The 25986-nt window shown below is 42.0% G+C and carries 22 protein-coding genes and 1 riboswitch; of the genes, 2 read left to right on the forward strand and 20 right to left on the reverse strand.

What is annotated here, in order from left to right; genetic code table 11:
- Positions 1-60: 60 nt before the first annotated feature.
- The 4 genes from NSQ76_RS16440 to dapA form a co-directional block, all read right to left on the reverse strand.
- Positions 61-1236, reverse strand: a complete 1176-nt coding sequence (locus NSQ76_RS16440; RefSeq protein ID WP_208946371.1) for a sialidase family protein — start codon at positions 1234-1236, stop codon at positions 61-63.
- The gene (locus NSQ76_RS16445; RefSeq protein WP_024423435.1) at positions 1233-2639 is read right to left on the reverse strand and encodes a sodium:solute symporter family protein; all 1407 of its coding nucleotides are present in this window, start codon (positions 2637-2639) and stop codon (positions 1233-1235) included. Before NSQ76_RS16445 ends, NSQ76_RS16440 begins: the two co-directional genes overlap by 4 nt.
- A gap of 64 nt (positions 2640-2703) precedes the next feature.
- Positions 2704-3876, reverse strand: coding sequence for an iron-containing alcohol dehydrogenase (locus tag NSQ76_RS16450; protein WP_034623860.1), 1173 nt, complete (start codon positions 3874-3876; stop codon positions 2704-2706).
- A gap of 7 nt (positions 3877-3883) precedes the next feature.
- On the reverse strand, positions 3884-4783 hold the full coding sequence (dapA, locus tag NSQ76_RS16455; protein WP_034623861.1) for a 4-hydroxy-tetrahydrodipicolinate synthase: 900 nt from the start codon (positions 4781-4783) through the stop codon (positions 3884-3886).
- A gap of 295 nt (positions 4784-5078) precedes the next feature.
- Between dapA and NSQ76_RS16460 the strand changes: the two genes are divergently transcribed.
- Positions 5079-5393 carry a putative quinol monooxygenase gene (locus NSQ76_RS16460; protein WP_034623862.1) on the forward strand — a complete coding sequence of 105 codons (315 nt, stop codon included), beginning with the start codon at positions 5079-5081 and terminating at the stop codon, positions 5391-5393.
- 166 nt (positions 5394-5559) lie between these two features.
- Here the strand turns inward: NSQ76_RS16460 and NSQ76_RS16465 are convergent, their stop codons facing one another.
- The 13 genes from NSQ76_RS16465 to NSQ76_RS16525 form a co-directional block, all read right to left on the reverse strand.
- Positions 5560-6846: a heme ABC transporter ATP-binding protein gene (locus NSQ76_RS16465; RefSeq protein WP_341054907.1), complete on the reverse strand. Its 1287-nt coding sequence runs from the start codon at positions 6844-6846 to the stop codon at positions 5560-5562.
- The gene (locus NSQ76_RS16470) at positions 6843-7901 is read right to left on the reverse strand and encodes a FecCD family ABC transporter permease (protein WP_024423440.1); all 1059 of its coding nucleotides are present in this window, start codon (positions 7899-7901) and stop codon (positions 6843-6845) included. Before NSQ76_RS16470 ends, NSQ76_RS16465 begins: the two co-directional genes overlap by 4 nt.
- Positions 7867-8817, reverse strand: coding sequence for an ABC transporter substrate-binding protein (locus NSQ76_RS16475; RefSeq protein WP_024426031.1), 951 nt, complete (start codon positions 8815-8817; stop codon positions 7867-7869). Before NSQ76_RS16475 ends, NSQ76_RS16470 begins: the two co-directional genes overlap by 35 nt.
- Positions 8818-8964: 147 nt before the next feature.
- Positions 8965-10380 carry a glycoside hydrolase family 28 protein gene (locus NSQ76_RS16480; protein WP_263904993.1) on the reverse strand — a complete coding sequence of 472 codons (1416 nt, stop codon included), beginning with the start codon at positions 10378-10380 and terminating at the stop codon, positions 8965-8967.
- A 20-nt stretch (positions 10381-10400) separates the two neighbouring features.
- A complete protein-coding gene (locus tag NSQ76_RS16485) occupies positions 10401-11894 on the reverse strand; it encodes a UxaA family hydrolase (RefSeq protein WP_263904991.1) in 1494 nt (497 codons plus the stop codon).
- The gene (locus tag NSQ76_RS16490) at positions 11891-13348 is read right to left on the reverse strand and encodes a tagaturonate reductase (protein WP_263904990.1); all 1458 of its coding nucleotides are present in this window, start codon (positions 13346-13348) and stop codon (positions 11891-11893) included. The genes NSQ76_RS16485 and NSQ76_RS16490 overlap by 4 nt, the downstream gene beginning before the upstream one ends.
- A 59-nt stretch (positions 13349-13407) precedes the next feature.
- On the reverse strand, positions 13408-14418 hold the full coding sequence (locus NSQ76_RS16495; protein WP_341054916.1) for a LacI family DNA-binding transcriptional regulator: 1011 nt from the start codon (positions 14416-14418) through the stop codon (positions 13408-13410).
- A gap of 66 nt (positions 14419-14484) precedes the next feature.
- Positions 14485-15912 (reverse strand): glucuronate isomerase, encoded by a 1428-nt coding sequence (uxaC, locus tag NSQ76_RS16500; RefSeq protein WP_263904987.1) that lies wholly within the window; start codon positions 15910-15912, stop codon positions 14485-14487.
- Positions 15913-16047: 135 nt separating this feature from the next.
- Positions 16048-17802, reverse strand: coding sequence for a HAMP domain-containing sensor histidine kinase (locus NSQ76_RS16505; protein ID WP_263904986.1), 1755 nt, complete (start codon positions 17800-17802; stop codon positions 16048-16050).
- Between the two features lie 3 nt (positions 17803-17805).
- Positions 17806-18528 (reverse strand): response regulator transcription factor, encoded by a 723-nt coding sequence (locus NSQ76_RS16510; protein ID WP_024423448.1) that lies wholly within the window; start codon positions 18526-18528, stop codon positions 17806-17808.
- Between the two features lie 174 nt (positions 18529-18702).
- Positions 18703-19518, reverse strand: coding sequence for an ABC transporter ATP-binding protein (locus NSQ76_RS16515; RefSeq protein ID WP_024423449.1), 816 nt, complete (start codon positions 19516-19518; stop codon positions 18703-18705).
- 20 nt (positions 19519-19538) lie between these two features.
- Positions 19539-20561 carry a FecCD family ABC transporter permease gene (locus NSQ76_RS16520; protein WP_048237425.1) on the reverse strand — a complete coding sequence of 341 codons (1023 nt, stop codon included), beginning with the start codon at positions 20559-20561 and terminating at the stop codon, positions 19539-19541.
- Positions 20562-21614, reverse strand: a complete 1053-nt coding sequence (locus NSQ76_RS16525) for a FecCD family ABC transporter permease (RefSeq protein ID WP_024423451.1) — start codon at positions 21612-21614, stop codon at positions 20562-20564. It lies immediately after the preceding gene.
- A gap of 259 nt (positions 21615-21873) precedes the next feature.
- On the opposite strand from NSQ76_RS16525, the gene NSQ76_RS16530 reads away from it, so the two are divergent.
- Positions 21874-22812: an iron-hydroxamate ABC transporter substrate-binding protein gene (locus tag NSQ76_RS16530; RefSeq protein WP_341054922.1), complete on the forward strand. Its 939-nt coding sequence runs from the start codon at positions 21874-21876 to the stop codon at positions 22810-22812.
- 250 nt (positions 22813-23062) lie between these two features.
- On the opposite strand, the gene NSQ76_RS16535 is transcribed toward NSQ76_RS16530, so the two are convergent.
- The 3 genes from NSQ76_RS16535 to NSQ76_RS16545 form a co-directional block, all read right to left on the reverse strand.
- Positions 23063-24469, reverse strand: coding sequence for an amino acid permease (locus NSQ76_RS16535; protein ID WP_034623868.1), 1407 nt, complete (start codon positions 24467-24469; stop codon positions 23063-23065).
- 191 nt (positions 24470-24660) lie between these two features.
- A riboswitch (Lysine riboswitch) is annotated at positions 24661-24839 on the reverse strand.
- 325 nt (positions 24840-25164) lie between these two features.
- Positions 25165-25308 (reverse strand): small acid-soluble spore protein SspJ, encoded by a 144-nt coding sequence (sspJ, locus tag NSQ76_RS16540; protein WP_024423454.1) that lies wholly within the window; start codon positions 25306-25308, stop codon positions 25165-25167.
- Positions 25309-25389: 81 nt separating this feature from the next.
- Complete coding sequence (locus NSQ76_RS16545) at positions 25390-25818, reverse strand: MarR family winged helix-turn-helix transcriptional regulator (RefSeq protein ID WP_024423455.1); 429 nt, start codon at positions 25816-25818, stop codon at positions 25390-25392.
- Positions 25819-25986 lie beyond the last annotated feature (168 nt).

Consider the following 25986-nt stretch of genomic DNA (forward strand, 5'->3'; position numbering starts at 1 on the left):
ATCAATTATAAATGAAGCAAATGAGGGTTACAATTCACCAGAAGCAGGGCCCTCTTGCAGTTAAGAAGTGCGATTGACCCATTCTTCTGTCACACACACATATTTGATCGCCTGCCGATAATACGTAAACGCAATATGCAGCTTCCCGTCTTTTCCTTCCGTGATGGATGGATAAGAATACTCTCGATTTAGTTTATCCTTTGAATTGTTTGTCATCGCATATCCATCACCCACTTCAAGGTTACGTCTGATAGGCCATGTATGACCATTATCCTCAGAGAGTGCCAAAGTCATTGGTGCACGCGGTGTTCCCCAAAACGCTGGACGTGCTTCTGTATCAACCGCCGTACGCGTATCGCCTTCATCCTCAATTTCATCGTATAAAGAAGCTCTTCTTTCTGTTTGCTCATCCGCATTGATATGATTATAGACAAGGGCAAGATGCCCATTTTGAAGCACTGTGAATTGAATGGATGAATTATTATTGGGCAGCTCCGTCGCCTTTGGCTCAGACCATGTCCGTCCATGATCGTCGGAACGGCTGATATAAATCGAATCAGCAAACCGGCTTCTAAAGAGGGCTATGAGGGACCCGTCTGCACACTTTCCAATATTCATATGAACACAGCCCGTGCTGTTTGGTACAATGACCTCATCCCATGTCTTTCCTTGGTCGGATGAAATTTTCACTGCACTGACATCCCGGTTCCCTGTCCATTTGACGCCTGGAATGGTCTTACAATAGAAGACGGGCAGCAGCCAATCTTGATTATCCAGTACAACAATCGGCTGCCGTATAAACGTACCCGGCTGTTCAAACAAAGTATCAATCTCACCCCATGTCTCACCTCTATCCTCTGATAGCCGGTATCGCACGATAGCGGTATCTTGATTCCCAGATAGCTGCGCGGTATACAGCATCCATAGTCTGCCATTTCCCTCTTGAAACAGAACTGGATTTTGTTCAGAGCGTGCAGGATCGTTAGATAACTTCACTGCCTCTGTCCACTTGTTACTTCCCCGTTTGAGTCTCGACATATAGATTGAGATATCAGGTATTCCCTCCTGCGTTCCGCCAAACCAAACACATAATACATCTCCATTATCCAGCTCAAGTAAATTGGCCGCATGATTTTGCACACAGTCTGTTGGCAGAAAGGCTTCTTTTCTCTCTGTATCTTGTTCATTTTGTCGCAAAATTCCATCTATTTTCATCATAGTCTCTTCATTTGTCATGACAATTCTCCTTTCAATGATTGATCCTTTTTAGCAGGCGGACTGATAAGTCGATCGATTACCAGCACAAGGAAAGGAATGATAATGGCAATATACATATTATCGATTCCGAACGGATTATCGAGTAAATACCAAACCGTCGTGGTAACACCTGAAGCAGCAAGGCCAATGGTCGCCCCTCTATTTGAATTAAAGTATGGCAAGTAAAAGCCCATTGCAGCTACAACGGCGATCGATGTTCGAAGCGCCCTTGTAAAAAAGGAAAGGGACAGCAGCTCCGGCGCAAGTGCCACTCCGACAAGAGGCACAATTCCAACGAGTACAGCCACATACCTCGTGATTTTCATTCTCTGCTCTGGTGTTGGATTCATTTTCGGTACATAAAAATCATCGATAATTAAGGTTGTCGTCGCAAGCGCGACCGTCGACACACCGACAAAGATGGATGCCACAAGCGATGTTGCCACAATGGCACTCAAAATTGGATTCATATGCTGTAAAAAGACAGGGAAGGCATAAATAGGATCAATGTCTGGATACAAATAATGTGCAGCAACACCAATCACACCAATCGCAACGGCGAGCGGCAAACAAAGCAGAGCTGCATAAAGTGTCGATTTCTTTGCCTCACGCTCACTTTTCGACGAGGTAATTGCTTGAATAATAAACTGCGTAGCAAAGATGGCCCCCATGTTTCCTATAAACCAAGCTCCAATTGTCCCCCATCCAATTGTCCCGTCCCATGTAAAGAAATGATCAGGCATCGTTTGTTTCATCGGTTCGAAGCCTTTTGTTAAGTAAAGGGCTACCCCTAGTGTAATTAAAATCCCAGCATACTTCACGATCGAATGAAGGATCGTGACCCATGCTACCCCTTTCATTCCTCCGAATGTAAAATAAAATGTACTCACAACGGCCGTAATGATCGCACAGGTCATTAAAGGAAGCCCTAAAATGGATGCAATAGCAGCTGACCCACTTAAATAGTTTCCTAGATTCACAAGCAGTAATGCAGCAATCATAATAACAGAAACAACTAGCTTCGTTGATTTCCCAAACTTCTGATCGATAATACCTGAAATGGTGTACTGTCCTGTTCGATAAAACTTGCCTACTAAGAAAAATGAAAAAATAAAAAAGGCGATAGCCACGGTCACAATAGACCATGAAGCAGAAAGCCCATGCGTAAAGGCAGATTCTGCTGTTCCAACAGTGGATTTCGTTCCAATGAATTCACTCATGAGCAAAATACCGACTACAATGGCTGGAAGTGACTTAGCAGCATTGTTAAATTCTGAATTGGATTTACTGCGGAAACGCATCGTCAGCCAAGTCGTAAATAGTATATAGAGAATAATGACGATCAAAATAAATGTGATGACAGAACTGCTTAAGACATTCATTTAAAATCCCCCTTTGTGTGCAAGCCGTGTGAAGCAACTTCTCATGTCCCATCCCAATGAAGCATTAAGCGTCAAGCAGTTTCATGTATACCTGTTCAATTTCGGAAACAGACATTGGCTTTGGATTGTTGTCCATTAATCTCTTCACCTCTGAAGCTGCTTGAGCAAGTGCCGGTACATCCTCCTTCGACACGCCAAAAGCTTTGAGCTGCTGTGGGATGTGTAAATCCGCTGTCCATTCTTCAATTTGATGAATCACACGATCTGCAAGCTCCTGCTTTGTGTGAGCTCCCGCTAGTCCTATTGCTCTTGCCACATGTTCAAGCCGATCAATGATATGATCTGCATTAAAAGCAGTGACGTGCGGAAGCAGCATGGAATTAGCAACACCATGAGAAATCTTGTATTTCCCCCCTAATGGATAAGCCATGGCGTGAACAGCCGCAGTTCCGGCACTTGTGAGCGCCATTCCCCCATACATTGCACCAACAAGCATATTTTCTCTTGCCTTCATATGATCCCCGTGATGATACGCTTCCTGAATACTTCCTGAAATCAGCCGCATCGATTCCAAGGCAAACATGTCACTGAATGGATTGGCTTTATTTGAAATATAAGATTCAAGCGCATGCGTAAAAGCATCCATACCTGTAGCTGCGGTAATAGATTTCGGCAAGTTGAGAGTAAGTGCAGGATCTAAGATGACAAGGTCTGGCAAAAGATGCGGACTAACCATTCCAATTTTCAGTTCCTTTTCTGGAAAAGTCACAATTGCATTTGGTGTCACCTCAGATCCCGTACCAGAGGTTGTCGGAATTAGAATCGTCGGCACTCCCCTTTTTTCCACAAGGTTTGTGCCAACGAGAGCAGAAATCGGCTGATTGTTTGTCTTAAGAACAGCTAGAATTTTTGCAGCATCAAGGACACTCCCGCCACCAATGCCAATAATGGCGTCATGCTCTCCTTTTAAAAAGGTGTGGAATACGCCCTCGATATTTTCTTCTGTTGGTTCAGGTTTGATTTCTGTACTTATCTCACTTGCTATCCCCTTTTTTGCAAGTTCTCTTTTGATGTGATCTGCATAACCAAGTGATACGATAGATGGCTGCGTTAATATAAAAATGGATGTGAGTCCGCTAAGCCCTAAACTATCTAATTTCTCCCCAAGAAGGTCTAAAGAACCTGCGCCAGATACAATGTGTGATGCCGTCTGAAAGTGATAATGCGTGATCGTCATCTCTTCACTACTCCTTTGCCGCTTTTCCTTGTTTGCGATAGTCTTCAACCATTTGTGCCACAGCTTCCAATGCCTCACCTGACAGCTCTTTTACAGGGCTTCTGGGCGGGCCAACCGGAATTCCATAAAGCTCTGCTGCCTTTTTCAAAGGTGCTGGTAATGTCCCTAAACCGAATGTTGCTCTTAATGGCTGCAGCTGCTTCTGGAAGTGCTCACTTTCGTCAAGCTTCCCTTTTTGAAAAGATTCATAGAGTCCAACGACAGTTTCAGGCAGTACATTTGCAGTTGCTGCGACCGCCCCTGCTCCGCCGAGTTTCAAGGTATCTAAAATGAGTGAGTCCGTACCTGCAAGGACAACAAAATCTTCATCTTTTGTGACATCCAAATATGCCTTGATATTTTCAATGTTTCCACTGCTGTCTTTAATACCTAGCACATTCGGCAGTGCACTGAGCCGCGCAACCGTCTCTGGTGCTAGCGACACTCCTGTTCTAGATGGAATGTTATAAAGCAGAATCGGAATATTCACATTCTCAGATATGTGGCGAAAGTGCTCATACAGCTCTTCTTGGGTTGGTGCAACAAAATAAGGTGTAATGATAGACAGAACATCTACCCCTAGATCTGCCAGTTTATTTGACAGCCTGATGGTTGCCTCCGTACTATTTTCACCTGCTCCAATGAATACCGGTACTCGTCTGCCAACAGCATTCACGACAGTTTCAGCAATTTGAAGCTTTTCTTCCTCTGAAAACAGATGAAACTCTCCATTTGTGCCTAAAGCAAAGATGCCGTGTACACCTGAGTCGATCAAACGATTCACTAATTGCGTTGCCACTTCGGGATGAAAATGTTCTTTCTCAGTAAGTGGTGTCAAAATAGCGGGTATAATTCCTTGAATGTTCAAATAATCCTCCCTTTCTTATATGTTGCATTTTTAAACATATTATAAATTAAGCGCTTTCATGTTATTTATTATAAAAGGATTTCGATTAAATTAGCAACACTTTTTTTGATTTTTCACTATAATCCGTCCTTTTCTTATATAGCTGTTGATGTTTTCAACAAAAAAAGTGAACCATTTTGGTTCACTTTTGAATGACATTCAACGTACCATCCTTTTTATTTCATTATAAAATAGCGATTGAAGATATAGTTTTTAATGCCTAAAATATGATTAAGACAAAATGAAGGAGGATGGTATGAGTAAATTTAGTTTATTTAACAAGTTTTTGGTAAAAGAAGGCGAAAAAGAAAAAATGGTTGATATTCTGTTAGAAGCAGCAGAATCAATGAAGAATTTGGATGAATGTGAAATATATCTTGTGAATATTTCCGAGAATGAACCAAGTTCTGTTTATGTTTATGAAGTGTGGGTAAATGAAGATGCCCATCAAGCGTCTCTAGGTCTCGAAGCTACCCAAACATTAATAAGTCGTGCGAAACCAATTATTACTGGTATGGAAAGAATCAATACTTTAATAACACAAGGCGGAAAGGGCATTTCATCTAATTAGAATTCGACCGTCTTAGATATAAAATTAGAACTGGCTGTCATTGTGGCAGCTTTTTTTCTTATTTAAAGCAAAGATTAAGAACTATTGTCAGGACTACACATTTTAGATATGTGTAGTCCTTTTATTTCAACTGTTTTACTCAACTAACCTAAATATAATTGTACATTTACTTTTGAATGACTTTCAACGTATGAAGAAGCCCTTGCACCTTTTGTCCTAATCTTTCGTGTAAATGGTCAGCATCTTCCGTTTCTTGCGTATTTGGTGCAGCGATGCACAGTTGATGGATCGGATAACTTGTTTCTTGCTTAATGATGTGCATAAGCTGCCCCATGAGCTGAACAGCTGCGCCATCTGCTAAAGATCGTTTTAGGATAAGCCAAATGGTCAACGCTTCCTGCTGAAGCATGCCGTAAAGGATCATATCGTCTTCGGCGTCTTCGGCGGCAAATTGTGCTAATTTGTTAGCTTGCTCGAAAAACAGCATTTCTTCAGCTGACTCTAGCTGCTCATGAAGCGTCTTCGTCCCCGTTCCAATAGACCTTTTCCAAAAGAACCCGCCGTTTTTCTTATGTGAGGAAAGGATGCGAAGAGGCTGATTAATGGAAAACGTCATTCCTTCTGAACCATATGTCCTCCAACCATCCGCTATGTTTACAATTGATGCTTTAGAAGGGGCTGCAGGCTCAACCATCAGCTGAGGGTTTGCCCTAAATGGATGCTGGAGCGGTGTCACATTTGTTTCATACACACGGTTGATTCGTTCAGTGGTCAAGACGTGATGCGGCATTCCTAACATGTCAGTCTTTCCTTCATGAAGCAGCAGAAGCCGATCACAATATAAACTGGCGATGTTCACATCATGGAATACGCCAATGACCGTTAACCTAGAGGAAGCAGTTTCTTCTTTAATTAAATCAAGCAAATCTTTTTGATAGGCTAAATCAAGGAAACTCGTTGGTTCATCCAGCAATAAATATTCAGGCTGCTGCGCCAATGCCTGTGCTAAATACACCCGCTGCTGTTCTCCTCCGCTTAACTCATGGATGGATTGATTCTTAAACTGTGCAACACCCGTTTGTTCCATGACTTTGCTGACGACCTGCACATCTTCTTGCGTGACAGATTGCAGCCACCCTTTTTGATATGGATAACGACCGAATTGGACGGTTTCTTCCACCGTAAATGAAAAAGCTTGGTCCGTTTTCTGCGGCAGAACTGCCATCTTTTGCGCAAGCGCCTTTGGCTGATAGGATTGAATAAGGTGACCGCCGAGACGTACTTCACCGCTCATAGGTGCTAAAATCCCTGCCATCATTTTAAGAAGGGTCGTCTTACCGCTCCCGTTTGGACCGAGTATACCGAGAAATTCTCCTTGCTTTACTTCAAGATTAATGCCACGAATGACCTCTTTCTCTCCATATCCACCTCTGATTTCTTTCACTTGAATCATATGTGCGTCCCCCCTCTATATTTACGAATGAGGATGATGCCAAATACAGGTGCACCAATTAACGCAGTAATGATGCCAATCGGTAATTCAGTCGGCTCGATGATGGTACGGGATAACACATCTGCTAATACAAGAAAGGAAGCACCGTTCAGCATAGACAAAGGCAGCAGATGCCGATGGTCCGTGATAGTTAAGAGGCGGATAAAATGCGGAATCACAAGTCCTACAAAACCGATCGTCCCTGATACCGCAACTGCACTTCCAGTCAGGATCGAGCCCGCCAGCAGCACAATATATTTGCTCCTTTTCACATGTACACCTAATAACTTTGCCTTCTCCTCGCCATACGTCATCACATTCAAATCCCGCCCCATCAACATTAACGCAAAGGTTCCAATAAGAAAGAAAGGAAGAAAAAGCACAATATAACGCCAGCCCCTCATGGACACACTGCCAAGCAGCCAATGAATGATCTCTTTTAGATCATCACCTGTTAAAGCAATCATCAATGAAATGAGCGCACCCAAAAAAGAGCTGAAAATTACTCCTGTCAAAATTAAAGAAGAAATGCTCATCCCCCGATGAACAAGACGCGCAAAAAAGAGAACGAGACAGAGGGTCACAAGCGCTGTTGTCATACTGAATAATGGCAGTGTGAAACTACCAAAAAGCGGGAGCTGCAAGCTGAAAAACAGGGTCGCTACGGCTCCAACTGATGCCCCTTGAGATACCCCCAGCGTATAAGGGTCAGCAAGAGGATTTTTTAATAAACCTTGAAAAGCTGCACCAGATAACGCAAGTGCTGCTCCGACTAATGCCGCTAATATGACTCTTGGCAGCCGAATGTTCATCATAATATTGCGATCGATAGAATCAATGGTTCCAAACTGCACGCCGAATAGTTCATGAACAAATATACGAAGAATAGAAGGAATGGGAATCCCTAAGCTTCCAAAGGAGATTCCCATTCCAATGCTCATCACAAGAAGTAAAACACTTAGTGTATATGCGATGGTCAATTTATTTGAACGTATCAGGATAGACGTTTTTCGCAAGAGCCTCGACTCCTTCAACCAATCGCGGTCCCGGTCTTGATGCGAGATCCGTATTCAATTGAAAGACTTGTTTTTCTTTCACTGCTTTCATTGCATTCCAGCCGTCTCTTTTTTTCAAGTCAGCTAAGCTGGAACCATCAATTGTCACGATAACATCAGGATTTCGCTTGATGATCGATTCTTCTGTCATTTGCACCCAGCCAGTTTGATCGCCTGCAGCATTTTTGGCATGAATAACAGAAAGCATTTCATCCATAAATGTATTTTTACCAGTTGTATAGATTTCAGGTGCACCTGACACTTCGACAAAGACTGTTTTTTGCTTATCTTTTGAAATCCCCTCTGCTTGTTTCTTGATGTCATTCAGCTTTGTTTTCATTTCGTCTACAAGCTTTGTTGATGCTTCTTTCACGCCAGCTGCTTCACCGATCATATTGATTGATTTGTACACATCCTTAAAGGACGTTGCATCATTTACAGTCAACACTTGGATCCCTGCATCTTCAAGCTGTTTAAATCCATCTTTTGATCCCATCTGAGATGCATGTGCTAAGACAAGATCTGGCTTTAAGGAAATGACCTTCTCGACATTGAATTCAAGTCCGCCAATCTTCTCTACCTTTTCGACTTCCTTTGGATAATTGTCAAAGTCTGATCGTCCAACCATTTTATCTCCAAGACCGAGTGCATAAGCAACTTCCGTATTACTTGGAATTAACGAAACAATTCGTTTAGGCTGTTCTTTGATTTCGACTGTTTTGCCAGCTGCATCTTTTATTGATACTGGAAATGCCGCAGTGGCCGTTTCTTTATTTTGTGACCCTTTTGCTTTGTGATCTGTCTCAGCGCCTGCACATCCTGCTAAAACACCCATCACAAGCAATAACGATAGCCAAATAGCTGTTAACTTTTTCATGAGTGAACCCCCTGTTTATGTACTGCTTAACGAAATCTCTTTCGTCAATTCTTTTCTAATTTCGGGAATATTATACTACAGTGCAGATAGGTTGTATATGTGATTTCTAAAAGCGGCTTTTCTGTCCCTAAAACAAAAAAACAGCCTCTAAAAAGACTGTTTTTCACTCTTCAATGAATTGATTTGTTCTCCATTGATGACGACTTTCTGAAAAGCAGGAGAAACGGCATGCTCTAAAGATAAGGGATACGCCACATCATCTATGACACAATCTTTCATTTTAAAATGTGTCACAGGAGAATGTGCGTATGCGGCTATTTTCACACCATATCGTCCGCCGCTGCTTTTGAGTCCTTCTACTTCAATATGACGTACAACAGGACGGTGCGGACCAGCATCTCCTTCCTCATACATCATGTCGATACAGACCACTTCATGCTTTAGACTTTTCACTGTATTGTTTTTAAAATAAATATGTTCAATGGTACCGCCTCTGACAGAGTTGGTTTTAATACGCAGTGCCCGGTCAAGGTTCGGACTGTCCATGACATTATCTTCTGCATAAACATACTTTACCCCACCAGAAATCTCGCTCCCGATCGTCACACCGCCGTGTCCATCCCGCATCTCATTTCTACGAATGACAATGTTTTCAGATGGAATCCCTATTCTCCGTCCATCCTCGTTTCTGCCCGATTTGATGGCAATACAATCATCTCCGTTATCAAAATAACAATCTTCAATGAGTACATTCCGGCAAGACTCCGGATTGACACCATCTGTGTTTGGTCCATGCCCAATGATTTTAACGCCGCGGACGATGACGTTATCACTTAACACAGGATGAATTTGCCACATCGGTGAATCCTTCACTGTCACTCCTTCGATTAGCACATGCTGACATTGGTATGGCTGAATAAAGCTCGACCTTAAATAATGACCTTCTCCAAATACCCTTTCTTCTACCGGTATTCTCTTTTCCGCCATTTCAAATAAAAGCTGGCGATCCCGCTCCTGAGAGGGCTGGCCATTTGTCCCATACTTCCAAGGCCACCAATGATGCTCATCCCCTCTGCCATCAAGCGTCCCTGCTCCCGTAATAGCGATATTTTCTGCATGGTGTGCATAAATGAGAGGTGAATAATTATAAAGCTCAACCCCTTCATATCTTGTCAGTACAAGAGGCAGATAATCCTTTGGGTCTTGGCTGAATGTCACATAGGCTTTCTCATGTAGATGAAGTTCTACATTGCTTTTCAATTCTAAAGCACCTGTCATAAATGTCCCTGCTGGGATCAGCACCCGCCCCCCTTTCAACCGGTGCGCATCATCAATGGCAGACTGAATAGCATTTGTTGAAAGCTCTTGCCCTTCCGCATCTGCTCCATAATGCACCACATTCAATTCACGATCTGGGAACTGCGGTGCTTTTATCTGCTTTAGCACTTGATCAATTCCGTTTACTTTTTTATCTTTCTTCCCTTGCTTTGCTAACCGAGCAATTCCAACTCCAGTTAGTACCGTTCCTGCTGTGATATACATCAAATCCCGTTTTTTAGACACTTCCTCATCCCCCAGTCGACTTAAAGTGTGACACCTGTTTTGAAAATAGCCAGCTCTCTAAAATTGTTTTTTTCATGATTTAACAGCTTCCCGCTCGCCACATCAATGACAGTTGAAATAAATTTTTCTAATACAACATCTTCCGGTACATCTTCAAGCAGTTCTCCAGCATTAAAGTCAATCCAGTGCTTTTTTGTTTCATATAAGGCTGTGTTGGTTGAGATCTTCATTGTTGGCACAAACGTACCAAATGGTGTCCCCCGGCCTGTTGTAAACAAGACCATTTGACAACCGGAAGCAGCAAGTGCAGATGAAGCAACCAAATCATTACCAGGTGCACTTAATAGGTTCAATCCCTTTTGTTTCAGCAGCTCTCCATATTTCAATACATCTTTAATTTCAGAAGTACCTGCTTTTTGTGTACAGCCAAGAGATTTATCCTCTAATGTCGAAATTCCACCTGCTTTATTTCCCGGGGAAGGATTTTCATATACCGGCTGTCGATGATCCATGAAGTATTGTTTAAAGTCATTGATCATTTGCACAATATTGTCGAAAGTCGCTTCTGATTCCGCTCTCTCCATTAAAATCGTTTCTGCTCCAAACATTTCAGGCACTTCTGTTAACACTGTCGTGCCGCCTTGAGCAACAATAAAATCGGACAGTCTGCCTAAAAGCGGATTTGCGGTAATACCAGAGAATCCATCTGATCCTCCGCACTTCAAGCCAATTTTCAGCTCAGATAACGGAATGTCTTCACGATGATCTTCTTTCGCCGCATCATAAATTTCCTTAAGTAAAGCGACTCCCGTTTCTATCTCATCTCCTACTTCTTGGCTTCTTAAAAATTTCACTCTCGTACGGTCATATTCACCTAAAGTGTACTGAAAATCCTCAATGTCATTGTTTTCACAGCCAAGTCCAAGAACGAGTACTCCTCCAGCGTTAGGATGCTTCACCGCATTTTGTAAAATGATTTTGGTATTTTCATGATCGTCCCCAAGCTGTGAGCATCCATAATTGTGCTTTAATACGAGGGCTGTTTCAAAAGGATGGATGTTTCCACCCATTTCAGCGGTGAATATTTGGATCATTTGATCGGCGATACCATTTACGCATCCAACGGTAGGAACAATCCAAAGCTCATTGCGGATTCCGCTTTCTCCATTTTTTCGTTTATATCCTTTAAATGTTAGATTCGTTTTTTCATAGGGGTTTTCTGATAATGAAGGCTGGTATTCGTATTCTAGCTTGCCAGATAGATTGGTTTTGATATTATGCGTATGCACCCATTCTCCAGCAGAAATGGCAGTCACTGCATGACCAATGGGATAGCCATATTTGATAATATTCTCTCTCTGCTTGATTTCAGCCAATGCAAACTTATGACCTTTGGCGACGGTCTCTTTTAAGATAATCGTATGTCCTTGATGCTGCAGCTCCTCCCCTTGCTCAAGTCCTTTTAAAGCAATACCGACATTATCTGAAGGGTGGATGACAATAAAGTCTTTCATGCTTTCTCCCCCTGACTTTCATATTGATGAAGCCTCATTCGATGAACAGCTGCTCTCATCCCATGCGTCTGTATGAGGGTAAGCTGATCAGCTACAGCTTGACTCAATCCATTTATATCTGTTAAATTTCTGCCCCATAATGACTCGCATGAAAGAATTTTCGCTGCAACTCCTTCATTAGAATGGTTTTCCTCTTCCCATGCTTCCTTCATGAGCGTTAGCACAGTTTCATCATCCTTGACCCTTCCTGCATGTGCTCTGTAGAAATAAATGAGACTGCTAAGTGAAAACACAAGTTTCATTGGCAGCTGTTTCTTTCGTTCAACATAATCAAGCAATGACGGAAGATTACGGGTTCGGAATTTGGATACCCCATTCAGTGCAATATCCAGCAATTGATGCTTTACAAATGGATTGCAAAAACGATCCCAAACGGATTGTGTATAAAGAAGAAGCTCATCTTCAGGGAGTTCAAGCCCTGGAAGAACTTCCTCCTCCAGCATACGCCGGACGAACGGACCAACATGCTCATCATCCACAGCTTCTTTTACAGTTTCTAAACCGAATGAATTGGCAATCGGCACCATCGCTGTATGTGCACCATTTAAAATTCGTACCTTGCTCATACGATAAGGCGCAATATCCTCTACAAAAAGTACATTTAATCCTGCTTCTTGAAAGGGAAGCTCCTTTTGTACAAAGGCAGGCGCTTCAATGACAAAAAGATGATAATATTCTGCCGTGACAAGCAATTCGTCGATATACCCTTCCTCCTTTTGTACAATTTCAGCCGCTTCCTTAGAGAATCCAGGGACAATCCGGTCCACAAGTGTATTACAAAACGTGTTGGCTTTCTTAATCCATGTAATAAACGCAGGCGGCAGTTCCCACTCAGCTGCCATACTGATCACGTATTCCTTCAATCGATCACCATTTTGTTCAACCAATTCACAAGGCAGAATGATCAGTCCTTTCTGCTCATCTCCAGCAAATGCTTTAAACCGGTGATACAAGAACGATGTCAGCTTTCCTGGAAAACTGGCTTGCGGCCGATCCTCCAAACGATCTTCTTTTCTGAACACAAGTCCTGCCTCTGTCGTGTTTGAGAAGACAAAGCGAAGATTCGGGTTTTCCGCTACGTGTAAAAACTCCTCGTAATCCGTATACGTACTAATTCCTCTGCTAATCGATTGGATGATCATACGTTCATTCATTTCTTGCTGGTCATGATATCCCTGAATACATAATGTGTACAAGCCATCTTGTTCATTTAAGGCTGCTACCGATCCTTTTCGTGGAGGAACAACAACCGCTCTTCCTTTAAAATCTGTGCAGTCGTTCAGCTTCTGGATGTGCCAATTGATAAATCCTCGCATAAAATTTCCTTCGCCAATCTGCAAAATCGTTTCCGGATACTCAGCCGCCGGGTATATGGCTTTTGATAATCGTTTCAAATGGATTCCCCTCTCCAAAGAAATATGCACACGTGAACATTTTTCTAAGAAGGTGCTGATTACTGCACCTTTTTGACTGAATCTCTAATCATCAGCTCTGTGTGGACATACACTTTTTCCATATGATCCTCTTCTTGCTCTTCACCGTTTATTACTGAAAGGATAGCTTCTGCTCCAAGTGCACACATTTTTTCAATCGGTTTTTTTACCGTTGTCAATGCAGGTGTGGTATAGGACGAAAAAGCAATATCATCAAAACCAATAATAGAAATATCACCTGGACACGTTTTGCCTTTTGCAAATAATGCATTCATTGCACCAATCGCCATGTCATCGTTTGAGCAAAAGAGCGCTGTTGGCGGTTCATCAAGGGCCAGCAGCGATTCCATTGATTCATAGCCGCTTTTCATATGATAATCGCCTTTCATCATATATTCTTTCTTCATAGGTATTTGGTGATCAATTAGCGCTTGCAGGAAACCAGCTTTTCTTTCTTGAGTTGATTTAAAGCCTTCTTTCCCTTCAATGATGGCGATTTGTTCATGACCTTGCTGAATGAAATGGTGTGCAGCCTGGTAAGCTCCTTGACTATCATCTGCTAATATATTCATGACCTCATGACTTTCTACACGGCGATTCAGCACAATGATGGGAATGCCCTGTTTCTTCACATGATGGATAAATGCTTCATCGTGTTCGCTTTGACTCATGAGCAAAATGCCATCGTAGCGTTGTTTATGAATGGTTGTGTAATCGTGAAAGTCGTCAATTCCTCTTATAAAGAGATTATAATGCTCTGTCATGACGCTATTGACACCTTTTAACGCATCCACAAAGAAGCTTGAAGATGTGCCTTCTGTTAAACTCGTAAAAAACAGACCAATTGTGAATGATTTTTGTGATACTAGGCCTCTCGCATGGACATTCGGTGAATAATTCAGCTGTTTTGCAATCGACAAAATCTTTTGTTTTGTCTTCTCTTTAATAAAAGGACTGTTATTCAAAGCCCTTGATACCGTGGTATGAGAGACGTTTGCCAATTTTGCTATGTCTTTAATTGTGACTGTCATGCTATTCCGCCTTTTATGATTTTTTACCATCTTATCATAAAACCGCTTTCATTTTCTTCATGTCATTCAGTTTGGATGCTGGAGCTGCTTTGCCCGGTCAAATTGGAAATACTGCCTGGCATTTTCATAGCTGATTCCTTTCACGATTCCCCCTAACAGTTCAAGATCATAAGGGGCTTCTCCTTTTTCTACCCAATCTCCGATGATATCGCATAGCAGTCTTCGAAAATATTCATGCCTTGTATACGACAAAAAGCTTCGTGAATCAGTCAGCATCCCAATGAAACGGCTGATCAGTCCAATACTGGATAGAGCCATCATCTGCTCTGTCATCCCTTGTTTCGTATCATTAAACCACCAAGCTGTGCCGTGCTGGATCTTCCCAGGTGTCGTCCCGTCTTGAAAACTTCCAGCCAATGTGGAAATCACAACATTGTCCCGAGGATTCAAGGAATAGAGAATGGTTTTTGGCAGTGCCTGTTCTTGATCTAAACGGTCTAATATTCTGCAAAGCGGCTTGGCAATGTCTTCATCATTCATCGCATCATACCCTGTATCTGGCCCAAGCCGCTCAAACATTTTCGTATTGTTGTTCCTAAGCGCATTGATATGCAGCTGCATTGACCAGCCCCGCTCATAGTAAGCCTGACCTAGCTGAATGAATGTTTGTGTTTTAAATTTGATCTTCTCTTTTTCCGTCAATGAATGCCCAGACATTCTTTTATGAAAGATGGCTTCCACTTCTTCTTCCGTCGTTTCTTCAAACGTCATTTCGTTAATAGCATGATCTGAGATCAAGCAGCCTTGTTCATGGAAAAAATCAATTCTTGCGAGGAGTGCTGTCAAAAAGTCTTGATAGGATTGTATTGAAGTAGATGAAGCCTCTGCCAGTTCGTGTACATACACTGTAAATAGGTGATTCGTTATATCGAGTGCCTTGTCAGGCCGAAATCCGGGCAGTACTTGCACAGTGAATCCTTCTTCCCGCAGTTTTTGATGATAGCAAAGCGAATCGACTGGATCATCTGTTGTCACGACTGTTTCAACGTTCGATTTCACAATAAAGTCTCTTGCACCAAAACCCTCTCCTTGCAGCTTTTCATTTACTTTTTGCCAGATGATGTGTGCGGTTTTTTCGTTTAAAAGTTCTTCAACTCCAAAATATCGTCTCAGCTCTAAATGAGTCCAGTGATAGAGCGGGTTACCAATGGTCATGGGAACAGTCTTCGCCCACGCCAGAAATTTCTCATAGTCTGAGGCATCCCCTGTGACGTGCGATTCGGGTATGCCATTTGCTCTCATGGCACGCCATTTGTAATGATCTCCGTAAAGCCATGCTTCGGTGATATTATGGAAGGTTTTATTCTCATAGATTTCTTTGGGGCTTAAATGACAATGGTAATCTATAATTGGAAGGTCCTTTGCAAACTCATGGTATAGCTTTTCCGCCGTTTGACTGTTGAGTAAAAAATGCTCATCTAAAAAGGCTTTCATCAAACTCCCCCATCTCTCTTATAGATAAAATTGATTTGTTCACGTTAACAATTTTATTGTAATCGTTTACAAAATTGATTTCAATCCTAAAACAGGAAAAAACGATCTCCTTTAGAAAAGAAAATCGTTTTTTGGCTATTTTACAGGTGATGATTTTTTTAGGATAATCGCAATAGTTGTTCCAATGCCTAGTTCACTTTCAACTTGAATGTCACCGTCATGCAGCAAGACGAGCTCTTTTGCTATCGCAAGCCCGAGACCTGTTCCGTTCGTTGGATCGTTTGTATTTGTCCCTCTGTAATAGCGGTTAAATAGGTGATCCACCGTTTCCTGTGCCATTCCGCGGCCATTGTCTTTCATTTCGATTCGAACTTCTTCATTTGTTTCAGATAAAACAGCTGTAATATGTGTGCCTTTTTCGTTATGCTTCACTGCATTCGCCAGCAGGTTCTCAATCACTCGTCTGAACCATGCTTTATCGATCTCAAATATGACACCATCTGTTTGATCTTCAAAGGAGGATGGATAATCCTCAGAAGAAGAGCTTCTTGAAAACTCGTCCATAATGGAAGCTAAAAATTCACTGAGTTCAACCGGTTTCCGATTAATAGGCAGGGCACCATTCTTCAATCGGTACGTGAGGTTTAAATCCTCAATCAGTGTTGACATGTATTCTGATTTCTCACGAATCACCTGTCCCATTTCCATGACTTCTTCCTTGGACCATTGATATTGATCGGATTCAAGCATGAGTCCATAGCCATAAATCGTACTTAGAGGCGTTTTCAAATCATGAGACAATCCTGCAATCCATTCTTCCCTTGTGGTTTGAATTTTTCTTCGGTTTGCTTCATTCTCTTTTAATGTAAGCGTGAGCTGCTCCATTGTTTTTAGGATATCCTCAAATAATCGGTATTCCCGCTTAATACGGCCTTTTTTATTTTTGCTGACTGGAATTCCCTTTCTATTTGTTGGTTCCTGCAATTTATTTTTTGATAAGAAAATCAGCCAGCGAATAATGTGATAAATTGGCAGCCCATAACGATACGAATACCATAATGTCATGACAATAATAATAGTGAGTGCAAGACCTGCAATTAAGATGGTTGTATATTGATTTAAAGCGTCTCTCTCTTTATCGTAAAGCTCGTCCGGGCTGTATACTTTATTTGGTACTGAAACGATGATATACAGTTTTTTATTCACTTTTATATAAGTGAGGTCACTTCTAAACTCCCAAGGCTTCGATTGATACTTGAGCAGTTCAACATCTGTTACGTTATGTTTCAAATCGGTGTTGGCTCGAATGCCTTTTAAATATTTTCCTTCGTCATTGAACAAATGAACTGATCCGTTCATTCTCTTCAAGAATTCTTTCGTTTCAACCGAATATTGAGATAATGCAGCCAAATTTTTCTCGTGCTGTTTCAGATAATTGGCTACCTTTGTGCTGTTCGTTTTGAACCCATATAACACAATAAAGCTTTCTTGATCAATCTCAATGGGCCAGAAGTACATCTTGTAATCTTTAAATTCTTTTTTTTCAAAGATCTTGATCATTTCATCCTTTTGATAGGATGTTGGAATGGATTTAGGGCGGTGATAGCTATAAACAGTATTCTTTTTTGAATCAATCACTTGCAGCCAGCCGTCTCGTTTTTTCACTGCTTGCTTGAGCTGATCGTCGGCTTCCATTTTTCCATCCTCGTTAAAATAAAGCCAGCTCATGAGTGTATCTCCATCAGCTTTTGTTAAACCAGTTTCAGCCATGTTCTCGTATTGTTTTGTTATATATAAATTTTCAGAGAACGTCTGCCCGATCGTCAGAATGGCAATCACAATAAACATTTGTCCGACAAAGTGAAAGAAAAGTTTTGCTCGTAAATTCATAAATTATTGAAGGACCTTTGCAGGGTGCGGTATAAATTTATATCCCATACCACGGATCGTCACAATATATTCTGGCTGACTCGGATCTAATTCAATCTTTTCTCTCAGCTTTCGAATATGAACCATGACAGTGTTGTTATCACCATATGATGGGACGCCCCATACTTTCTCATAGATTTGATCTTTTGAGAGTACCACATTCGGATGGTCACAAAAGTACTTCAGCAAAGAAAGAAGCTGAGCAGAGCATGCCGTCACCTCTCCTCTTACTTTCAATTCGGCTGCATGAGGATGATAGGAGAAATGGGCATAATGATATTGGCTTTGAGTGTCTTCTTGCTCCTCCTGTAAGGAGATATATGTTCGGTTTAGGTGAGCCTTAATTCTAGCCACTAGCTCAAGCGGGTTAAATGGCTTCGTGATGTAATCATCTGCCCCCTGTGCAAAGCCCGTCAGTTTATCGACATCAGACGTTCTTGCAGTTAAATAGAAAATAGGCACTTTCGTTAACTTTCTGATTTCAGGCAGAACGTCAAAGCCAGACTTACCGGGCATCATTACATCTAGAAGTAAGAGGTGGATGTCCTCGTTTTTGACAATATCTAATGCTTCATCTGCATGGTAGGCTTTATAAATATGCTTGAATCCTTCTTTTTTTAATACGCGTTCAACCATTTTCACAATTGCTTCTTCGTCATCTGCAATCAATATTTTTGCTGTTTCCACGCATCTCTTTCCTTTCTAGCATGATCTCTAACCGTATATTACCATTGTCTAAAGTAAAAAAGTACCTCTTTTCTGCATAAAAGCGAAAAAATATCAACTGGAGAAAATGGCAGGACTAGGAAGTTTTAAACATACAAAAAAACCCGGCAGCTGCACCGGGTTCCTATACATCTATTATCCATTCACAGCTTCTAGCTTTCGTTCATGATTCATTAAGTCATATGTTAAACAGATCGGCTTATTCGTTCTAGGATCAAGCACAATTTCTGCATCAATATGGAATACCCGACTGAGTACATCTTTGGTCATGACCTCATGAGGCGTACCATCTTTTATGACTTTCCCTTGATTGAGGGCAATCATGTAATGTGAAAAACGCGCCGCATGATTCAAATCATGGATGACCATCAACACAGTTCGGCCCTGCTCCCTATTTAAGCGTTCTAACAGCTGAAGAATCTCGAGCTGATGTGCAAGATCCAAATACGTCGTAGGTTCATCTAATAGGAGCAGCTCTGTTTCTTGGGCAAGTGCCATCGCAATCCATACACGCTGACGCTGTCCGCCGGAAAGTGCTTCAATTGGCCGATCATGAAAAGCAATCATTCCCGTTTCCTCAAGTGCCCACCTAATGATTCGTTTATCTTCATTTGATAAGCGGCCAAACCCATTTTGATGCGGGAAACGTCCATATGACACGAGCTCATACACTGTCAATCCACTTGGTGCTTCGGGCGTTTGCGGTAAGATCGCCATTTGTTTTGAAATTTCTTTTGTCGGCGTCTCATGGATAGCCTTGCCATTTAAGTAAACAGCTCCTCGATTGGATTTCATAATACGAGACATCGTTTTTAAAATGGTTGATTTCCCGCAGCCATTCGGTCCAATCAGTGTTGTCACCTTGCCTTTTGGGATACTGACATTCAAATCTTCTACAATCAAACGGTCTTGATAACCGATACAAAGCTTTTCTGTTTCGAGTGATTTCATATGTTGTCTCTCCTTCCTCATTAGTTCGATTTCATCAATAAGTAAATGAAGTAAGGTGCGCCTAAAGCAGAAACGACAAGGCCAACTGGCACTTCTGATGGTGCAAGGATGACGCGGCCAATTGTATCTGCCAGTAATAATAACAGCGCGCCAATCAGCGCGGAGGCCGGTATCATTCCTTGATGCTTTGGCCCAACAAGCTTTCTAGCTAAGTGCGGTGCGGCTAATCCTAGGAAAGAGATACTTCCTGCAACAGCAACACTCGCACCTGCTAATGCAACGGCAATCAGCATGAGAAGGCTTCTTTCTTTATGAACAGAAATGCCCAATCCATAGGACAGCTGATCACCTAAATTCATAATGTTTAAGTAGCGTGATCTGACAAGCGCTAATATAAGGAAAATCAGCATCCATGGCAGAACAGATAAGACGTACGTCCAGCTCGAGCCATAAATGCTTCCAGATAACCACACGATGGCTTGGTTAAAATCATTTGGGCTCATTTTCAACTGGATGACCACAATTGCTGCTGAAAACGCAGCATTCACACCAATACCAGTTAAAATCAATCGAACAGGTGTGATGCCTTTTTTCCACGCTAACACATAGATGAGAAATGCAGCAAAGCCTGCACCTACGAACGCGAAAAGCGGCAGTACAAAAATCGTAAAATCACCTAAATTTGTCATCGTGCCTTGAAATGCAAAGATAAATAGCACAACGGCAAAACCAGCACCGGCATTGACACCGAGAATACCCGGGTCAGCTAAACCATTTTGAGAAACACCTTGCCAAATCGCTCCTGATACAGCGATAGAAGCGCCGACAAGTAAAGCGATGACCATTCTTGGAAGCCTGAACTCGAATAATACGAGTTCATCCATTTCACTTCCGAATCCAAAAAGTGTTTTCAATGTATCCATCGGAGAGATTCGAATTTCTCCGGTATTTAAACTAATGAGAAACACAGCTACGATCGCGAAAAAGATCATGAGCATCGTTCGTTGATACTTCTTTTTCTTTGCTTGCTGCACCATTTCCATTTAAATCCCGCTCCTTTCACGTCTAGCTAAGTATAAGAAGAAAGGAACGCCTATAATCGCAGTAATGGCACCGACTGGCGTTTCAAACGGAGCGTTGACCAGCCTTGCAGCAATGTCTGCATAAATTAACAAAGTGGCTCCTAAAATAGCAGAGCATGGGATAATCCAGCGGTAGTCCACTCCAACCAAGAATCGAGTGACATGAGGGATCACAAGCCCAATAAAACCAATAGAGCCTGCTACCGACACGGCAGCACCCGTTAAAAGAATAACAACCAATATACCAAGCACCTTGACCGTTTTTGTATATTGTCCAAGTCCTTTCGCCAGTTCTTCACCTAAGCTCAAAACCGTGATCGAACGGGCAAGGATCATTGCAATGATTAGTCCTGCAATGGCAACTGGAATGATGATATGAATGTTACTCCAATTCACACCTGCCACTCCGCCAGCATACCAAAAGCTCATATCTTGAGCGACGTCAAAACGGATGGCAATGGCTGAGGAGATGGAGCTCAAAAGTGCTCCAACCGCTGTACCAGCTAGTGCGAGCTTTACAGGAGTCAGCCCCCCTTTTGACATAGTACCGACACCAAATACAATAGAGGCACCGAGTGCGGCTCCAACAAATGACCAAAGAATTAATGTAAAAGAAGATTGGCCAGGGAAAAATGCTAATGCAATGGCAATCGCAAATGCGGAGCCATTTGTCACGCCCATAATCTCAGGTGACGCAAGCGCGTTTCTTGTCATTCCTTGCATAATGGCACCTGATACGGCTAAAAAGGCACCGACGAGGGCAGCTCCAACTGTACGCGGCAGCCTCAATTCCCGAATGATTTGATGTGAAGTTTGATGTGGATCAAAATGAAAAACGGCTTCCCATACAGTCTGTAGATGAATGTTTGCCGCTCCTAATGATACTGATAAAAAAAGACCAAATGCTAAAGCGATCATTCCTATGATGATAACAGCTGCTGTTCCAAAAGGCTTCGTGACAATATCGATCGTATCATCGCTGGCTGGCAGCTGTTTATTCGATTGTGAGCCCAAAACCAGTCTCTTCCTTTCCGTTCATGTCTATTCTGTATTAGTGATAATGATTATCAATCTCGAAGTCTAGTATATCACTTTCTTTTCTTTTTGAAATCACTGTTCTGATAAATTTCTTTATTTTCGGCAAAAAACTGTGAGAATTTCATCATTTTTCTTTTGGTTCTAAATTAGCCGATGCATTTTTGTTCCTACCATGTTACGATAAAATTGAAAATGAGAATCATTATCAAAGGAAAGTGAATAGGAGAGAACTTTTGTGAAAAAACGAACTGGATTTCTTTTGATTTCTTTATCCATCCTTATGATCTTTACAGCCGCTTGCGGCAGCACTTCAAATAAACAATCTGCAGCGAAAAAGAATGACATGATCACCTATCAAGATGCCAAAGGTGAAGTGAAGCTACCGAAAAATCCGAAACGAATAGTGCTTCTTGCAGAAAGCTATTACGGGGACCTCGTCACGCTCGGCAAGACGCCGGTTGCTACAACATCCCCCATCTTTAAAAACCCTTTTTATAAAGGGAAAACAGATGGAGTGGAAAATCTCGGAAGGACCCCATCAGTCGAAAAGGTAGCCGCTTTGAAGCCAGATATGATTATTGCATGGGGAGAAGACGAGAAGTTTGATCAATACAAAAAAATCGCCCCAACTGTAGCGGTTAAATACAACCAATATTCCTTCAAAGACCAGTTAAAAGAATTCGGTAAAATGACAGGTACACCAAAAAGAGCAACAGAATGGATCACGAAATGGGATACCAAAATTGCTGAGGTGAAACCAAAGGTAACAAAAGCGGTCGGCAACAAAACGGTTTCGATCGTATCGCCATTTGATAAAGGTATTTATATTTTTGGAAACACCTTCGGCCGCGGGGGCGAAATCATTTATGACGAGCTGAAATTAAAAGCACCGAAGGACGTCAAAAAAGAAGCGATCGACAGCGGTGTCGGCTATGCAAACATTTCTCTTGAGAAGCTGCCAGAATTCGCAGGCGACTATATTTTCACAGGTCCATGGAGCGGCTCAAAAAGTAATGGTGACCAAGTGTATCAAAGCAGCATTTGGACATCACTTCCTGCCGTCAAAAATAAACGTGTATTTGAAATAGATCCCGTCGGTTACTTCTTTAATGACCCAGTGTCACTAGAAGGTCAGCTAGAGTTCATTGTAGACCGATTGACATCTGCATCATAAAAAAACGTTTCTCCAGAGATGGAGAAACGTCCAAATTATTGACAAAGGGATAAAATGAGCTTTATTTTAGCCCTTTGTCTTCTTTTCAGCGTGATAGAAAACCTTTGCAGCCCTAGGAAGGACGAGCACCGGAGCGGAGCGAATTGAACATTCGTGAGCACCGAAGCGCAGACCTGACAACGAATGCGAGGGTTTGTCTACACGCTGAACGTTTCTCCAGAAATGGAGAAACGTCTTCCTTATCCTAATCCTATACCGTTTCTTTGGCAAATCCTTTTGACATAAGTGGATAAAGCAAAATACCCACTAAGAATAGACCGATTCCAAGACCAAAAGTTTTCAAGTCGGCTGTTCCTGAAATAATGACCCAAGCTGAATATCCCATCGCAACAAGTGAAATGATACCGTCTCTTGTTCGATTTCCTTTTTGAAGCTCATATGTGTCACCTTGCATGATGACCTTAAAGCTGTAGATGGAAGACACAATATACGGAATAAGATACGCAAGTGTCGCTGATGTGGTTAAAAAGGTAAAAGCTTCATTAATCGTACGTGACATCACAGAGAAGATAAACAGCTGTGACATAATATTTGTAACAGTCAAAGCGAAAGCAGGGCTTCCTTTTTTGTTTGTTTTTGCAAATACTGCTGGAAAATCACCAGCCTTTGCTGCTTGATACGGTACTTCTGAACCAAGTAAAATCCAGCCAAGCATCGAACCAAACAAACAAATAATCGCCAGCAGCGCCATGACAATTCCGCCAGCTGGCCCAATAATAAGCTGAAGCACATCCACGAATGGTTTGTCAGAGCCTTGCAATTGATCATGCGGCAGAACGCCCATTGTAATCAATGTGATAATCATGTAGATCGAAAGTGCGATTAAAAGACCTGTAATCGTCGCACGTTTCACATCACGCTGTGAGGATGCTCTTCCTGATAAAATGACAGCTGATTCAATCCCAATAAATGCCCATAGTGTGGAAATAGCTGCATGATGAATTTGGCCGCCAAGTCCGAGCACTCCTTCTCCGCCTGTTTCAACTGGGAAGTAATAATGTTCAAATAATGCCGTTTGAAATGCAAATAATCCCGCCACAATAAAAAGGACGAATCCAAGCACCTTCGAAAAGGTCGTAATAAAATTCAATTTACTTGCAGCACTTAAGCTAGTGATTAAAATGGTATGTGTTCCCCATAGAAGAAGGGTACATACGATAAACGTCATGAGCTGGCCAAGTGTGACCGCTTCTTTTCCAAAGGTAAAAACTTCAGTCTTTACGGTGAGAATAGGGAAAAAAGTCGTTAAATAACCAGCAAGGCTTGTAATAATTGCGACATTACTAATCCAGCTTGCCACCCAATATCCCCAAACCATTGTAAAACCGGCCGCTTTCCCTTTTTTCGGATCTTTAAAAAGCGCCCTTGCATAACTCTGTGGTCCAGCCGTCAGCTGCGGCTTATGAATGGACAAATGCCCAAATACAAGCGCAATCATCAGCACACCGCCGCCTGTGACAAGCCATGCCATCGTCACACCTAAAGGACTGGCGTGCTGGGCAAGCGTACTTGGCAGCATAAAGATGCCTGAACCTACCATATTTCCGACGACAAAAGCCGTCAATAACCAAAAACCCCATTTTTTTGTCTGTTCCATTTCCGTACCTCCGTTTTATTCACTTTGGACCAGACCCGGCAGTATCTTCATTGATATATTTGTGAAGCAATGACTTGCATTCTTTATGTTCATCATGGATTACTTATTCACAGCATACCCTTATTTTTGTTACTCAGAACATAAAAAAAAGCCTGAACAAAAGTCCATGCTTTTCAAAACATACACCTTGATCTCCGGATAGCCCTCCACGCTTCAAAGACGTGGCAGTCCTGCATTTATTCAATGCAGACCCAGCATAAAGAAAGTTGGAGCTCTCTTTACACTTCGGCGCTGATGCCTTTTTTCTCATGATCTACGATTCCATCTCTCCTATGAGTGACTCATCATCCGCGCAACCTCTACCTCACTGAGACATAGCGTGAGGATTTCTATTCATTTTTACTACACGAAGGTTATCAAACATTCTCACATCTGTCAAAGGGAAAAACATAGAAAAAAGGCAGAGAACGGTTTCTCTGCCCTTGATTGTTGACAAAGGGCTAAAATAATCTTCATTTTAGGTCTTTGTCTTCCTTCTTTCAGCGTGATAGAAAACCTTTGCAGTCCTAGGAAGGGCGAGTACCGGAGCGGAGCGAATTGAAACATTCGTGAGCACCGGAGCGCAGACCTGACACCGAATGCGAGGGTTTGTCTGCGCGCTGAGGCAGAGAACGGTTTCTCTGCCCTTTACCTGCTTATTGTTGGTTGTTTTTCTTCTTTTGTACAGCTTCCTGAAGCGGATCGCCTGCTAGCTCTTTACTTGCTTCCTCTAACAGCTGATCTACCTGCTGATGGTTTTTCTCACTTTTCGCCTTTTTATCCTTTTGGAAAAATGACATCGCTGTTTCCTCCCTTTTCATAAAATGCGGTTGCCTGTTTAATTTGCGCTACAGCGCTCAGCATTATACAAGGGAAGAGGCTCAATCATCATGAAAGGTCTGTCTCATTTTTTGCAAGTACGACAGAAAGGTTTTTAAATCATCCTTTGTGAAGTCTGACATCATATGCTGAATCACTTTTCCGAAAAGACGTGTATGCTTTTCATAAATCGCCATCCCTTTTTCCGTGACTTCTAAACGAACAAGTGATGAATCGTCCTTGTCCCGTTCTCTTTGAATATAACCCTGCTCACATAATTTATTGAGTGCAATAGAGGCTGCACCAGGGTTTAATGAGAGTCTTTGCTTCAGCTCTTCGGCATGTGATACTTTGCCTTGTATCAAAATAGAAAGAGCATATATCTGCGGGGGCGTGATGTCTTTCTCTAACTCAAGTAACTTGCGGTTTAATTTACGGCTGACTTCATAATGTACAAGAACAATTTCTTTTAAAATGTCTGCATTACCCATCCGAATCGCATCCTTATCGTTAGTATCAACATGACTTCTCCCTTATTATAGAATGTTTTTCCATTCAGCCAACCATTTTGGCCTCTTTTTCTTTAGAAATAAGCCTTGCTGAATAAATCCACCCTTGATATAGTGAGTACTTGAACTAAAGATAGAACAGGAGTACGC

This window comes from Bacillus sp. FSL M8-0256, assembly GCF_038005765.1.
GTDB lineage: Bacteria > Bacillota > Bacilli > Bacillales > Bacillaceae > Bacillus > Bacillus safensis.

What these genes read in the sequence shown, in the direction of transcription:
- uxaC (WP_263904987.1), bottom strand. Translation starts at nt 15,912, where the DNA reads ATGAAAGCCTTTTTAGATGAGCATTTTTTACTCAACAGTCAAACGGCG.
- NSQ76_RS16545 (WP_024423455.1), bottom strand. Translation starts at nt 25,818, where the DNA reads ATGGGTAATGCAGACATTTTAAAAGAAATTGTTCTTGTACATTATGAA.
- NSQ76_RS16465 (WP_341054907.1), bottom strand. Translation starts at nt 6,846, where the DNA reads ATGATTCAAGTGAAAGAAATCAGAGGTGGATATGGAGAGAAAGAGGTC.
- NSQ76_RS16485 (WP_263904991.1), bottom strand. Translation starts at nt 11,894, where the DNA reads ATGAAAGACTTTATTGTCATCCACCCTTCAGATAATGTCGGTATTGCT.
- NSQ76_RS16495 (WP_341054916.1), bottom strand. Translation starts at nt 14,418, where the DNA reads ATGACAGTCACAATTAAAGACATAGCAAAATTGGCAAACGTCTCTCAT.
- NSQ76_RS16475 (WP_024426031.1), bottom strand. Translation starts at nt 8,817, where the DNA reads ATGAAAAAGTTAACAGCTATTTGGCTATCGTTATTGCTTGTGATGGGT.
- NSQ76_RS16445 (WP_024423435.1), bottom strand. Translation starts at nt 2,639, where the DNA reads ATGAATGTCTTAAGCAGTTCTGTCATCACATTTATTTTGATCGTCATT.
- NSQ76_RS16460 (WP_034623862.1), top strand. Translation starts at nt 5,079, where the DNA reads ATGAGTAAATTTAGTTTATTTAACAAGTTTTTGGTAAAAGAAGGCGAA.
- NSQ76_RS16520 (WP_048237425.1), bottom strand. Translation starts at nt 20,561, where the DNA reads ATGGAAATGGTGCAGCAAGCAAAGAAAAAGAAGTATCAACGAACGATG.
- NSQ76_RS16440 (WP_208946371.1), bottom strand. Translation starts at nt 1,236, where the DNA reads ATGACAAATGAAGAGACTATGATGAAAATAGATGGAATTTTGCGACAA.
- NSQ76_RS16450 (WP_034623860.1), bottom strand. Translation starts at nt 3,876, where the DNA reads ATGACGATCACGCATTATCACTTTCAGACGGCATCACACATTGTATCT.
- NSQ76_RS16515 (WP_024423449.1), bottom strand. Translation starts at nt 19,518, where the DNA reads ATGAAATCACTCGAAACAGAAAAGCTTTGTATCGGTTATCAAGACCGT.
- NSQ76_RS16505 (WP_263904986.1), bottom strand. Translation starts at nt 17,802, where the DNA reads ATGAATTTACGAGCAAAACTTTTCTTTCACTTTGTCGGACAAATGTTT.
- NSQ76_RS16535 (WP_034623868.1), bottom strand. Translation starts at nt 24,469, where the DNA reads ATGGAACAGACAAAAAAATGGGGTTTTTGGTTATTGACGGCTTTTGTC.
- sspJ (WP_024423454.1), bottom strand. Translation starts at nt 25,308, where the DNA reads ATGTCATTTTTCCAAAAGGATAAAAAGGCGAAAAGTGAGAAAAACCAT.